The sequence below is a fragment of the Pseudomonas sp. 3MAES_34.3B genome (assembly GCF_058145875.1).
Genome location: NZ_CM176960.1, coordinates 296975 through 310496 on the forward strand (window position 1 = coordinate 296975; position 13522 = coordinate 310496).

The following is a 13522-nucleotide window of genomic DNA, read 5'->3' on the forward strand; positions in this document are numbered from 1 at the left end:
GGGCCCACGTGATGGCCCGTGGCTAGCCTGTAGGGCGGTCGCTTTGGTGGCCGCGCTTGCACCTTAAACGACCCTGGACCGGGAGAGATACACACCATGGCACTGATTAGCATGCGCCAGTTGCTGGACCACGCCGCCGAATTCGGCTACGGCGTTCCGGCGTTCAACGTGAACAACCTTGAGCAGATGCGCGCGATCATGGAAGCGGCCGACAAGACCGACTCGCCAGTGATCGTTCAAGCGTCCGCGGGTGCTCGCAAATACGCTGGCGCACCGTTCCTGCGCCACTTGATTCTCGCCGCCGTCGAGGAATTCCCGCACATCCCCGTGGTGATGCACCAGGACCACGGCACCAGCCCCGACGTGTGCCAGCGCTCCATTCAGCTGGGCTTCAGCTCGGTAATGATGGACGGCTCGCTGAAGGAAGACGGCAAAACCCCGTCCGACTACGACTACAACGTACGTGTTACCCAGCAAACTGTCGCGTTCGCCCACGCCTGTGGCGTGTCGGTAGAAGGCGAACTGGGCTGCCTGGGCTCGCTGGAAACCGGCCAGGCCGGTGAAGAAGATGGCGTGGGCGCCGAAGGTATCCTGGACCACAGCCAGATGCTGACCGACCCGGAAGAGGCTGCGGACTTCGTCAAGCGGACCCAGGTTGACGCCCTGGCCATTGCCATCGGTACCAGCCACGGTGCCTATAAGTTCACCAAGCCACCTACCGGCGACGTGCTGGCGATCGACCGTATCAAGGAAATTCACAAGCGCATTCCCAATACCCACCTGGTAATGCACGGCTCGTCCTCGGTACCGCAGGACTGGCTGGCGATCATCAATGAGTTCGGTGGTGACATCAAGGAAACCTACGGCGTGCCGGTCGAGGAAATCGTCGAGGGCATCAAGCACGGCGTGCGCAAGGTCAACATCGACACCGACCTGCGTCTGGCCTCCACTGGCGCGATCCGCCGCTTCATGGCGCAGAACCCCAGCGAGTTCGACCCGCGCAAATACCTGGCTTACACCGTTACCGCCATGCGCGATGTCTGCATCGCTCGCTATGAAGCGTTTGGCACGGCCGGCCATGCTTCGAAGATCAAGCCACTGTCCCTGGAAGTGATGTTCCAGCGTTATGCGAAGGGTGAGTTGGCCGCCAAGGTCAACTAAGTTGCGTATATAAGCGCAACGCAAAAAAAAGCGGCGCGTGACAGCTCGATAAAAAGAGCGTTACGCGCCGCTTTGTTTATAGGGCTCCGCCGTAGGGGGAGCGTCTATAAATCAGGAGCCTTTCACATGGCTGATTTCCAGCTTGGTGAAGGTCACCTGGCCGCCCTCGGAGGAATAACCGGCGTTGTCCTGTACATACACGCCTGCCTTGAAGTACAGGTCTTTGGTTTTCCAACCGGTGCTCAACTGTTTGGCCCAGTGGTAGTTGGCCGCATCAATCGTCAGCATGCCGCTGGTGCTCAAGTTGATCGTGTAATCGAACTTGCTGTTCAACGGAACACCGGTACCAACCTGAATCACCGTTGGCTCGTCCTGCGAAGGCGACGAACGCAGCTTGGCCACGATGTTGCCGGTCTTGCTGCTGGTCTTGTACTGGTATTCCAGCTTGACCATCGGCTCGTTGCTGTCGTACTGGTGGATCTGACCGATAACGACTTTACCGGTCGAAGGCACCTTGTTGACAGTCAGGCTGGCACGCAGGAAGTTGTTGGCGGCCGGGTACTTCCAGTTGCGAAGCGAACCGTCGGTGTTTGTTTCTCGCAGTTCACTGCGGGGGTATTTTGCGCTCTTGGTGGTAGAGCCGGTAACCGGGGCCCAGAAGAACAAAGTGCCATTATCGGCGCGGAAGTATGAATCTTTATAACCCTTCACCAATGCTGGCGTATCGATCGTCTTCGCAGGGCTGCCGACGGGGATGCTGAGGTTCCAGGTGGAGAGGTCGATCATGATAATTCACCTACACTACTAAACTGAAGAAAAGTTAATGGCCGAATTAATGTGATGAAAAAGCCCGGAACAATCCGGGCATATAGAAAGGTGGCCTCCCTTTGTATGTAAAAGACGATACACTGTTTATCGCGGCACGCCATCCCTTTGGCGCCAACCGTTTGTCGACCTTGCCTAACCCATTGATTCAGGGCGTTTCAGCAAATTACCGTTCGTCAGCTACGTCACAAAATGAGAGTTTTCCCGTTGCGTTAAGCGACAAAAGCGAGGCTAGAGTGTCTTCTACCCAGGCCCAGCGAACGCTGGCTTGTGGCCACCTTTATGAGAAGTAGCATGGATCGCGCGCACACCAGACCCCCCGAAGACCGATCGACCATCCTTGTGGTGGACGACTATCCCGAGAATCTCCTGAGCATGAGGGCGCTATTGGAGCGTCAGGATTGGCAGGTGATGACCGCGCCTTCGGGCGTCGAGGCCCTTGGCCTGTTGCTGCAGCACGAAGTGGACCTGGTATTGCTGGACGTGCAAATGCCCGGCATGGACGGCTTTGAAGTCGCCAGGTTGATGAAAGGCAGCCAGCGTACCCGCCTTACCCCGATCATCTTTCTCACGGCCAACGAGCAATCCGATGCCGCGGTGCTCAAGGGCTACGCCAACGGTGCCGTGGACTACCTGTTCAAGCCCGTGGACCCTGAAATTCTCAAGCCCAAAGTGCAGGCCATCCTCGAGCAGCAACGCAGCCGACGGGAATTGCAGCGGCTGACGCGGGATCTGGAAACGGCGCGGGCCTTCAACGCGTCGGTGCTGGAGAATGCGGCCGAGGGTATTCTGGTTATCGACGAAATCGGTAACATCCGCTTTGCCAACCCCGCCATCTCCCGGCTGCTGGGCGCAACCATCGATGAATTACAGAGTGCGCGCCTGCTGGACTTCATTGAAAAGCCCAGCGTGGCCAGTTGGCACGAATCCGAGTTCTTCCGTGCCTACACGCTGCGCGACATCCACCGCGTGCACGACGCGGTACTGAGAACCTACTCAGGCCAATCCTTGCCGGTGTCCCTGTCCTGTGCACCGCTGGCTTCGGAAAAAGCCATGGTGCTCACGGTTCAGGACATGTCCGTGGTGCGCAACCTGCACCAGCAGCTCGAATTCCAGGCGGTCACCGATCCACTCACGGGGCTTCTTAACCGCCGCGGTTTCTACCAGACCGTTGAAAGCGCCCTGGTACGTAACGAGCGGCCCGAGAAAAGCCAGGCCCTCCTTTATCTGGACATGGATGGCTTCAAGCGGATCAACGATACTCATGGCCATGACGCTGGCGACCGTGTGCTGCGATGGGTGGCCACACAGCTCAAGGCGTTGCTGCGGCCCTACGACATCATCGGGCGCATCGGCGGCGATGAGTTCACAGCCTTGCTGGACACCCTGGACTACCCCGAGCAAGCGGCGAAGGTCGCTGAAAAGATCCTGGAGCGCATGCGCAGTTGCACCCAGATCGATGGCCTGGAGGTTAGCCTGGGAGTGAGCATCGGGATTGCTACCTATCCTGAATGTGGCGTGAACCTCGAACACCTCTTGCGTGCGGCCGATATCGCCATGTACGCCGCCAAGCAGGCGGGCAAGCAGCAGTACCGCTATTACGACCAGGACCTGAACGTACGGGCACGTTCTCGGCTGCTGCTGGAAGAGAGCGTCTCCGCGGCGATCGAGCACAAAGAATTCTCCCTCGTATACCAGCCGCAGGTCCGCTTGGCCGATGGTCGCCTGCGGGGCTTCGAAGCGCTCTTGCGGTGGCAGCACCCGAGCGTGGGTGACGTGCCTCCAGGGCTGTTTATTCCCCTCCTGGAAGAGGCACGGCTGATCAGCCGGCTGACGTCCTGGATCTATCAGGAAGGCGCGTCGCAACGTCGGCAATGGCGGGAACGTTTTGATGACGACCTCGTCCTGGGGATAAGCCTGAGTAATGCCCAGTTCAGCATGCCTAACCTGATTGCCGAACTGCAGCACGCCATCTCGGCCAACGGCCTGATGCCACACCAGTTGGAGATCGAGGTCGTGGAGCCCTCGCTGTTGCACAACCCTGACGAAAGCCGTCGCCAGCTTTCACTGCTCAGGGGGTTGGGCGTGCGCGTGGCGCTGGATGATTTCGGCTGGGAGCATTGTTCGCTGAAGATACTTCGAGACCTGCCCATCGATACCCTGAAGCTGGACCGGCAGTTGATCGCCCGCTTGCCGCATTCCGAGCGCGATACCGCGATTGCCCGTTCGATCATCGACCTGTGCAAGGCCTTTTCCATCACCGTGATAGCGGAAGGCGTGGAAACCGCCGAGCAATACCGCTGGCTGGTGGACAACGGTTGTGAATACATCCAGGGCTTCGTGGTAGCTCATCCGCTGACTGCCACGGATGCGGGCCAGTTCCCGGCAAGGTATCCGTGGGACTTCGCCTGAGCGCATCGACAGGCCGTTTGCGGCCTAGAGCACGGGCGCGCGGGTAGCGGCCGGTTTGGGCTGCGCCAGGTGCGCTGCCATGGTGCGCAGCGGGGCGAGATGGCGAACGATAAGGGCCAACTGGGCTTGTACCAGGCGTTGGCTCTCGTCCATTTCCTCCGGCATCTGTTCCAGATGCTCGGCCAGGGCCTGTTCCTCCTCGTTATGCACCTCAATGCTACTGCGCTCGGCCAGGCCCTTGGCTATTGCTTCCAGGCTATTGGCCAGTTGCTCGCCTACGCCGGTTATCAGTTCCTCGCGCACAGGCTCCGGCAAACTGGTGCCACGATGAGCGCCCAGCCCGGACAGATAGCTCAGCAGCGTGTGAGACAACACCAGAAAGCGGAAGCCGGCGTCGGCCTCTTTGCGAAAGTGGCCGGGCTCCAACAGCATGTTCGACAGCGTGGTGGATAGGGCGGCATCTGCGTTGTGGGCGTTTCGCCGAGCCAATCGATAGGCGAGGTCGTCGCGCTTGCCTTCGGCGTACTGCTTCAGGATCTGCCGCAGGTAGGCACTGCTGCAGCTCAGCGTGTTTGCCAGCACCTTGTTCAAGCGTCGGCCTTGCCAGTCTGGCAGGAACAGGAACACGGACAGGCCGGCGATCAGGCTGCCCAGCAGGGTATCCAGCAGCCGCGGCAGGAACAGGCCATAGCCATTGCCCGTCTGGTTGAAACAGAACAGCACCATTAGCGTGATCGCCGCGGTCGCCAGCGTATAGCGCGTGGTGCGGTTCACGAAGAACACCAGGCCTGCCACTACCGCGAACAGCGATTGCACCACGGGGTTGGGGAACAGGTCGAACAGCGCCCAGCCTGCGGTGAGCCCGATAGCCGTGCCGATGATCCGTTGCCCCAGCTTGCGCCGGGTAGCGCCATAGCTTGGCTGACACACGAACAGCGTGGTGAGGATGATCCAGTAGCCCTGGCTGGGATGGATAAGGTGAACCATGCCATAGCCTATGGTCAGCGCCAGGGGCAGGCGCAGCGCATGGCGGAACAGCAACGAGGTTGGGGTAAGGTTTTGCCGCAGGCGGGCCCATACATCCTTGAGGCTGCGTGGAGAACGGTCCAGCAAACTGCTATCGGTGGCTTCGGCGAGGATGTCGGGGTTACTGGCATCGCTCAGCAGCCTGTCCAATGTGCCCAGGTTGGTCGCTAGCGCCCGCAGCGATCGCAGCAGGCCCTTCCATGCCGGGTTGCTCTGGATGCGAAGGTGCTCCAGCGAGGCGTGGAGGTCGCTCAACGCTTCGGCAAAGGTGTCGTTATAAATGAATGGCTGCCGCAGTTGGAGTGTCTCGGACAAGCGTTCGCATGCCTTTCCCTGCTGACGCAACAAGCGCTGGCAGCGGAACAGCACATCGCTATGAAAGAACGCTTCGGCGAGTGCGTTATAGGGGTAGTGAGTGGAGCTTGCCCGCTCATGAATGTCTTGCGCCAGAAAATACAGCTTCAGGTAACGGCTGACCTTGGAGCCCGGGCGGGAACTGCCAACTCGATTGAAGATGATCTCCTTGGAGGTGTTCAGCGCGGCGACGACCCGGCCATTTTGCCGGGCCAGTTCCAGCCGCCGCCCTTCTACATCCAGCCCCCGGATAGGCTCGAACAGTGAGGATTTGAGCTTCAGGTACAGCCCCAGCTCGCGGAACACGCGGGCCAGCCCCTGCTGTACAGGCTGGTTCGAGAACAGGGCCTGCCACAGCACCGAGAGCACGCCATACCAGGCTGCGCCCGCCACCAGCAATGCTGGTTCATGCCAGTAGCTGGTGAGCTCGCCACCTCGTTGGTCCACGCCGATCATGGTGTACACCGAGAGGATCAGCGTGGCATAGGCAATGGCCCCGTATCGCTCACCCAGCGCGCCCAGCATTGTCAGGGCGAAACTGGCCAGCGCCATGGACGCCACGAAAATGATGGGGTAGGGGAACAGTAGCTCTACCGAGAACGCCGCAACACTGAAGCACACCAGCGTCACCAGCAGCGCGTTCAGCCGGCCTTGCCAGTTGTCGTCTGTTTCGGCCAGGGCGCTGGCGATGATGCCAAGAAACAGGGGGATCAGCATGTGGAGGTCATTGCGCGACCAACATAGCGCCATGCTGCCGGTCAGGGCGATGAATACCCTCACGCTGTAGCTGAATTTGTCCCGCGCCCAGAGCCGGCGCAGGGTGTTCCCGAAAGATCTCGAAGCCATGGGGGGAGGGCCTGGTTCAGATGCCGCGATCATACAGGATTGAAAAGCGGTTTGAGCGAGGCGAGCCTGGCTGCTCTCTCAGGAGGAGCAGCTGATCTCCAGGTGCTTGCCCCAATCGGGCGGCCGCTGAGCGTAAGCGTCCATACCCGCTTGCGCTTCGAAGGGCTTGCTCAGTACCTGGTGCAGGCGGCGAACCTCGTTGTAGTCACCCGCCTCGGCCGCTTCGATGGCATTTTGCGCCAAGTAGTTGCGCAGGATGTACAGCGGGTTAACGGCGTTCATCCGCGCCGTGCGAATAGTGGGAGCCTCGTCGGGCTGGCGTGCAAGGCGATCAAGGTACAGCGCCCCCCACCCATCAAACCCGGCAAGGTCGACAAAATGGTCACGTAGCTGTTTGATCGCCAGGCCCGCTGGCTGCTCACCAAGGTGCCGGAAGAACAGGCTGTAATCCACGGCGCTGTTCTGCATTAGCTGCAGCAGGCGCTCCACGAGCCCCTGGTCTTGCTCCTCGGCCGTTACCAGGCCCAGGCGACGGCGCATCAGGTCCAGGTAACTGGCCTGGAACAAGGGGAGGAACAGCTCCAGCGCCTCTCGCAATGCGTCCACTTCGATCAGCGGCGTAAGCGCCTGGGCCAGTGCGCTGAGGTTCCAGTGCGCAATAGGCACCTGGTTGCTATAGGCGTAGCGGCCCTGATTATCGGAGTGGTTGCAGATAAAGCGTGCGTCAAAGTCATCGAGGAACGCATAGGGGCCGAAATCGAACGTAAGCCCCAGGATCGACATGTTGTCCGTGTTCATCACACCGTGGCAGAAACCATACGCTTGCCATTTGGCGATCATTTCGGCGGTGCGCTCCACCACGCTTCTGAACATGGCGAGGTACGGCTGCTCTTCAGCCGCGCACTCAGGGAAATGAGCGGTGAGTACGTGATCCGCCAGTTGCTTGTGCAACTCAGGCTGGCGCGTGTAGTAGAAATACTCGAAATGGCCGAACCGAACATGGCTGGGCGAAAGCCGCAGCAGCATGGCGGCGCGCTCCTGGCGTTCGCGCCATACGGGGGTATTTGACGCCGTAACGCACAACGCCCGGGTGCTGGGGATGCCCAGGGCATGCAGCGCTTCGGAGGCCAAAAATTCTCGAATCGACGAACGCAGCACTGCCCGGCCGTCGCCCATCCGTGACCATGGCGTTTGCCCTGCGCCCTTGAGATGAAGGTCCCAGTGCTCACCGGCGTCGTTCACCACTTCGCCCAGCAACAACCCCCGCCCGTCTCCAAGCTGCGGGTTGTAGTGCCCGAACTGATGGCCGGAATACACCATCGCCCTGGGCTCTGCCTCAGCCCATAGCTTGTGCCCGCTGAACACCTCGGCAAAAAGTGGCGTAGCTGCCTGGGCTGGGTCCAGATCCAGCAGCCCCATGGCGGCTTCGCTGGCAATGACCAGCCGGGGCGCCTCGATGGGCTCCGGCAGCACCGGAGTGGAGAACGTGTCTCCCAGTCGGGCGAAGCGGTTATCGAATTCGAGTTCGTCCAGCGTTTTCATCAGAACTCCCAGGGAAGGCTCATAAGGGATGGACCTTCCTCACGCTGGATCGGTTTGATCGGGATTCGATTTACGCAGCAGCAACTGCTCCTCGACGACCTGGGGGTTCTTCAGATGCACCTCCAGCTGACGGAAGGAGATGTTCACGCCGTGTTTCTTGAATTCACGGTTGATGAACCGGTTGATCTCGTCCAGGGCCGGGTTGCGATCCCCCAGGTCTCGCACGTGCATCCGCAATTCATGGTCTAGGCTGCTTTCACCGAAGGCCAGGAAGTACACGATAGGCGCGGGCTCTTTCAGCACGCGCGGGTTCTCGTCTGCGGCCTGCAGCAGCAGCTTGCGCACTATGTCCAGGTCCGAGCCGTAGTCCACGCCGATTTTCAGCGTAACCCGGGTAATGGTATCGGTAAGCGACCAGTTGATCAGTTGCCCGGTAATGAAGGTTTTATTGGGGACAATGATGTCCTTGCGGTCGAAGTCCGTGATGGTGGTCGCGCGGATGCGGATCTTGCTGACGGTGCCCGACAGGTTGCCAATGGTGATGGTGTCACCGATACGCACCGGGCGCTCGAAGAGGATCATGATCCCCGAAATGAAGTTGGCGAAAATTTCCTGCATGCCGAAGCCAAGCCCCACCGAGAGCGCCGCCACCAGCCATTGCAGTTTGTCCCAGCTCACGCCAAGCGTGGACAGCGTGGTAACGAAGCCCACGCCCGCGATGGTGTACGACATCAAGGTAGTGGTCGCGTAGGCGCTGCCCTGGGCCAGGTTGAGTTTGGAGAGTACGAACACTTCCAACAAGCCCGGCAGGTTGCCTGCCAGCACGAAGGTGATGCAGATGATCACCAGCGCCCCTAGGAGGTCGCCCAGGCTGATCGGCACCATGCTCATGCTGGTGCCGGTTCCGCTGGTGTATTCGTACAGGGTGATGTTGTCCAGGTAGGCGAACACGCTGATCAGGTCTGACCACACCCAGTAGAGGGCGCCCAGGAAGCTGCCCAGCAGCACCAGACGAATCAACCGCAGCGACTGCTGGTTGACCTGGTCGATATCCAGGGTGGGCTCCTCGATCACGGTTTCCGGGTCGCCGCCGACTTCTCTGGCCGCCTGGCGCTTGCTCAGCGCGCGGTTATAAGCCAGGCGCCGCGCCGCGACGCTCAGGCCGCGTACGAAAGCCGCTTCGATCACCAGCCAGAACATCATCAGGTACAGTGTGGCGATCAACCGGTCGGTGAGCTTTAGCGCGGTGTAGTAGTAGCCGAAGCACACGGCCAGGAACAGGCCCACCGGCAGGAATGTGAACAGGACGGCAATCAACCGCCGGAACAGCGAGGCATTGCGGTGGGTAGGGCTGGCCAGCAACAGACGGCTGAGCAGCCAGGCCATGAGCGCGAAGCAAGCCAGTACCACGAGAATGCCGAGGGCATCGTCTGCAAGGCCCGAGGGCTGCAGTTCCGCCACTGCCACCACGCCTACCAGTGCCATGACCACGATACCCAGCCGGCGCACCCAGCCCTGGAGGAACGCGACCTGAGCCCTTTCCCAGCGGAAGTGCAGCTCGGCCACGCCGCCAGGCGCCAGTATGCGATAGGCCGTATAGAACATGAGCCACGCCTTGGCCATTTGCAGCAGTGCCGAGCCCAGGCTCAGGTTTTGCCCGCGGGCGTCGATTTGCAGTGCAATGCCACATACCGCCAGCGCCAATGCCACCGGCATGGCGAGCAATACGTTCACCAGGATCGCCAACGGCGTATTCCACTGGCTGTCACGACGGAAATGCCCGACGTTGCGGTGCACCTGGGTGAGCTTGCCGTAGAGGTACTTGCGGCGCCACAGCAGGGCACCGATCGCCAGCAGCAAGGGAACGAACAGCAGCGGCCGTTGGGTAAGGCCATCGCTCAGCTCGCTTACGCTGGACGCCCACGGCAGCGTGGTCACCTGCTTGGCGAGGCGGCGTGGCAGGTTACCCAGCCATTCCGTATCCAGGGGCTTGTTGCTCGGTATCCAGAACATCTGCTCGTCTAGGGTGGCGCGCAATCCCTGGGCGGTGTCCAGCAACTGCTTCTGATTCAGCTGCAAGGTGATGGATTCGTTCAGCAGGGCACTCAGTTCACGGTTCAACCGCTCCAGCAGGTCGGCCCGGGTAATGGCAATGTCGAGCAGGGATTTGCGCAGCGCGGGCGTGACCACCTCGGCGGGCTGGGTGACGAGCAGGGTCTCGACATAGGTGCCAGGGCTGCTCAGCGCCTCGCGCTGCTGATTGATCTCGAACTGGTACAGGCGAATATCGGCGATTTTGTCGGCCAGGTTGCGATCCACCTTGAGCGCCGGCAATGCCTGCTTCTGGGTGTAGAGGATCTTGGAAAGCAGCAGGCTGCCCTTGAGCACGTTGATCTGCTCATCCAGCGCCTGGTCGGCCTGGGTCACCGTGTCCAGCTGTTGCTTGGTATGCAGGTTTCGCTGGGTGAGTTCGTTGAGCTCGTCGGTACTGCGCAGCAGGTAATCCGAAAGCTTCACGTTCGTTGCGCTTTCGGTGGCCAGCAGGCTGCTGTTGCCTGCCTTTTGCGCCTCCAGCGATTGCTGAGTGACCGTTTCCTGGGATTGCGCCAGACGCTTCTGGTTGATCAGCGATTGCAGGTCCTGCACTTCCTGGGCAACGCGGCCGATTTTCTCGATAAGCAGGTCGTGCTGGCTGTTGCCCAGGTCCTGCAGGAGGCTGTTGCCGGCCAGTTCCTGCCGCCGCAGGGCGATCAGCGCATTCAGGGAAGCCTGTTCTGCAAGGTACTGATTGCGAAGGTCGGAGCCGATCAGCTTGCCGCTGTCCTTTCCGCTTTTGAGGATGAGGTTGATCTGCTGAATGCGGGTTTGCGCATCGGCGATTTCGGTTTGCGCCCGCTCAGGCCGGGTTTGAGCGGTGATCGCCAGGGTGTTGGCGTCGCCCAAGGCCTTCTGCAGGTCGCTCTGCTGGGTGCCACGTTCGGTGAGCAATTGTTCGAGCTGGGGCACCGTGAAGTTCGCGTACCGCTGCGTAACCGGCTGCACCCTTGTGGCCTTGAGGCGGTCGAGGTCGTGCTGGTTGTCGGCGGTTTGCCGGGGCGCTTCGGCGATCTGCTGCTTGACCGTGGCCAGCTGCTGCTCGCGATCGGCCTTCGTAGACAAGTACGTGAGGGTTTGTTCGAGCACCTGCTCCAGGGCTTTCTGGTCCGGATCGGAGAGCTTTCGATCGGCGATGTGGTCCAGGCTCTGTTGGACCGAGTCGGTGCTTGGAGCGTCCGCGGCGAAGAGCGCGGGCGTGAAGAGACCAAGCAGGGCAGTACACAGGAGGGCGCGCAAGATAGGCATGTTCACAACAGGTCAAATGACTGAACGCCGTATTTTACGGGCTTAAGCCCTCGCTGTGGCAGCGATATGTTTCCCGAATGTTTTAGTGCCTGTGACGATGCCTTTTGCTACTCGTAGCATCGTGGCGTGCCTGCGGCGGTCCACCACCGGCCTACGGCCCTGTCGGGCCCGTCGCTGCCAAGGCGGGCTGCTACGGTGGTGGATGCCGGCAGGCGGGTTGTCAGAGGAACAAACCAGGCCCTGGCTTGCTGCCTTCCGGGAACCGCACACCCACCTTGGCGATGCGATTGGCATCCATGACGGCAACGGTCCAGAGAGTGCTATTCCATTCCACCTGGTCGCCGACCACCGGTGCACCGCCCACACGGCTGCTGATGAAGCGGCCCAACGGGGTTTGTGGATCTTCGCCGTCCAGCCGCAGGCCGTACAGCGCGGCCACGGCACCCAGTTCGGCATCGCCCTCCAGCACGAAGTCGCCGAAGAAGCGCAAGTCAAGCCCACGCTGCGGTGCCTGGCTGAACAGCTTGCCCAGTGCTGGCAGGTCGTGTTCGTGGCCGATCACGCAGAGAATGTCGTTCACTTCCAGCACCGTACTGCCCGAAGGGTGCAGCAATTGTTCGTTGCGGAACAAGGCGGCGATACGGGTGCCTTCGGGCATTTTAAGTTCACGCAGCGCGGCGCCGATGCACCACTTTTCGGCCCCGAGGCGATACACGAACAGCTCCCACTCGCTGGTGTGATGGACCTCCAGTGCCGAGCGGGAAATGGGTGCAGGGTCGGGCGGCACCGTTACCTTCAGCAGCTTGGCCACCCAGGGCAGGCTGGTGCCCTGTACCAACAGCGACACCAGCACGATGAAAAAGGCCAGGTTGAAATACAGCTGAGCATGGGGCAAGCCGGCCATCAGCGGGAATACCGCCAGAATAATGGGCACCGCCCCACGCAACCCGACCCAGCTGATGAAGCCTTTTTCGCGGCCATGAAACGCCTTGAACGGAGCCAGCCCGACCAGCACCGACAGCGGGCGCGCGAAGAGGATCATCCACAGGGCCAGCGCGAGCGCCGGCAGGGCGATAGGTAGCAGGTCGTGCGGTGTCACCAGCAGCCCCAGCACAAGGAACATGCCGATCTGGGCAAGCCAGGCCATGCCGTCGAGCATGTGCAGAATGCCATGGCGGCTGCGCACAGGCCGGTTGCCGATTACCAGGCCGCACAGGTAGACCGCCAGGAAGCCGCTCCCATGCAAGGCGTTGGTGAGCGCGAACACCGCCAGGCCGCCGCTGATGACCAGCAGAGGGTACAGGCCGTTGGCCAGGTTGATACGGTTCACCAGATAAAGCATTACCCAGCCGCCGCCCAGGCCCAGCACGCCGCCTATGCCGAACTCTTGCAACAGGTGAAGCAGCAGGCCCCAGTGGAAGCCGGTTTCCCCGCTGGCAAGCATGTCGATCAGTGTCACGGTGAGGAACACGGCCATGGGGTCGTTGCTGCCCGACTCGATCTCCAGGGTAGCGGTTACCCGCTCGTTCAGCCCCTTGCCGCCCAGCAGCGAAAACACCGCAGCGGCGTCGGTAGAGCCAACGATGGCCCCGATCAAAAGGCCTTGTATCAGGTTGAGATCGAACAGCCAGGCAGCGGCCATGCCGGTAAGGCCGGTGGTGATGAGTACGCCGACGGTGGCCAGTGACAGCGCGGGCCAGAGTGCGACCCGAAAGCTTGCAACCCGGGTGCGCAAGCCGCCATCGAGCAGGATGACCGCGAGGGCAAGGTTACCGACCAGGTAAGCGGTGGGGTAGTTGTCAAAGACAATGCCCGCACCGTCCACCCCGGCGACCATCCCTACCGCGAGGATAATGACGAGGATCGGGATGCCGAGCCGGGACGACAGGGAGCTGACCAGAATGCTTGCACCGACCAGCAACGCGCCGATGAGAAACAGGCTGTTGATGGTTGTCGCATCCAAGGGCCGTACTCCATTCAAATCAAGGGCGAAGGCACGTGCAGAGAACGTGCC

The 13522-nt window shown here is 61.0% G+C and carries 7 protein-coding genes; 2 read left to right on the plus strand and 5 right to left on the minus strand.

Annotation, left to right across the window (positions count from 1 at the left end; all coding sequences use genetic code 11):
- The first annotated feature begins 96 nt into the window (after positions 1–96).
- Positions 97–1161: a class II fructose-bisphosphate aldolase gene (gene fba / locus AC3Z8Y_RS01370; RefSeq protein WP_181113617.1), complete on the plus strand. Its 1065-nt coding sequence runs from the start codon at positions 97–99 to the stop codon at positions 1159–1161.
- A gap of 111 nt (positions 1162–1272) precedes the next feature.
- Here the strand turns inward: fba and AC3Z8Y_RS01375 are convergent, their stop codons facing one another.
- Positions 1273–1947 carry a polysaccharide lyase family 7 protein gene (locus AC3Z8Y_RS01375; protein WP_490088138.1) on the minus strand — a complete coding sequence of 225 codons (675 nt, stop codon included), beginning with the start codon at positions 1945–1947 and terminating at the stop codon, positions 1273–1275.
- 333 nt (positions 1948–2280) lie between these two features.
- Between AC3Z8Y_RS01375 and AC3Z8Y_RS01380 the strand changes: the two genes are divergently transcribed.
- A complete protein-coding gene (locus AC3Z8Y_RS01380) occupies positions 2281–4398 on the plus strand; it encodes a putative bifunctional diguanylate cyclase/phosphodiesterase (RefSeq protein WP_490088139.1) in 2118 nt (705 codons plus the stop codon).
- Between the two features lie 24 nt (positions 4399–4422).
- Here AC3Z8Y_RS01380 and yccS read toward each other — a convergent pair whose 3' ends face one another.
- The 4 genes from yccS to AC3Z8Y_RS01400 all read right to left on the minus strand — a co-directional run bounded on the left by yccS (position 4423) and on the right by AC3Z8Y_RS01400 (position 13471).
- Positions 4423–6624, minus strand: coding sequence for a YccS family putative transporter (yccS, locus tag AC3Z8Y_RS01385; RefSeq protein ID WP_490088140.1), 2202 nt, complete (start codon positions 6622–6624; stop codon positions 4423–4425).
- Between the two features lie 78 nt (positions 6625–6702).
- Complete coding sequence (gene selO, locus AC3Z8Y_RS01390; RefSeq protein WP_490088141.1) at positions 6703–8166, minus strand: protein adenylyltransferase SelO; 1464 nt, start codon at positions 8164–8166, stop codon at positions 6703–6705.
- Between the two features lie 39 nt (positions 8167–8205).
- Positions 8206–11508, minus strand: a complete 3303-nt coding sequence (mscK, locus tag AC3Z8Y_RS01395) for a mechanosensitive channel MscK (protein ID WP_490088142.1) — start codon at positions 11506–11508, stop codon at positions 8206–8208.
- Positions 11509–11728: 220 nt separating this feature from the next.
- Entirely contained in the window at positions 11729–13471 is a 1743-nt protein-coding gene (locus AC3Z8Y_RS01400; RefSeq protein ID WP_490088143.1) for a potassium/proton antiporter, read from the minus strand.
- Positions 13472–13522: the final 51 nt, after the last annotated feature.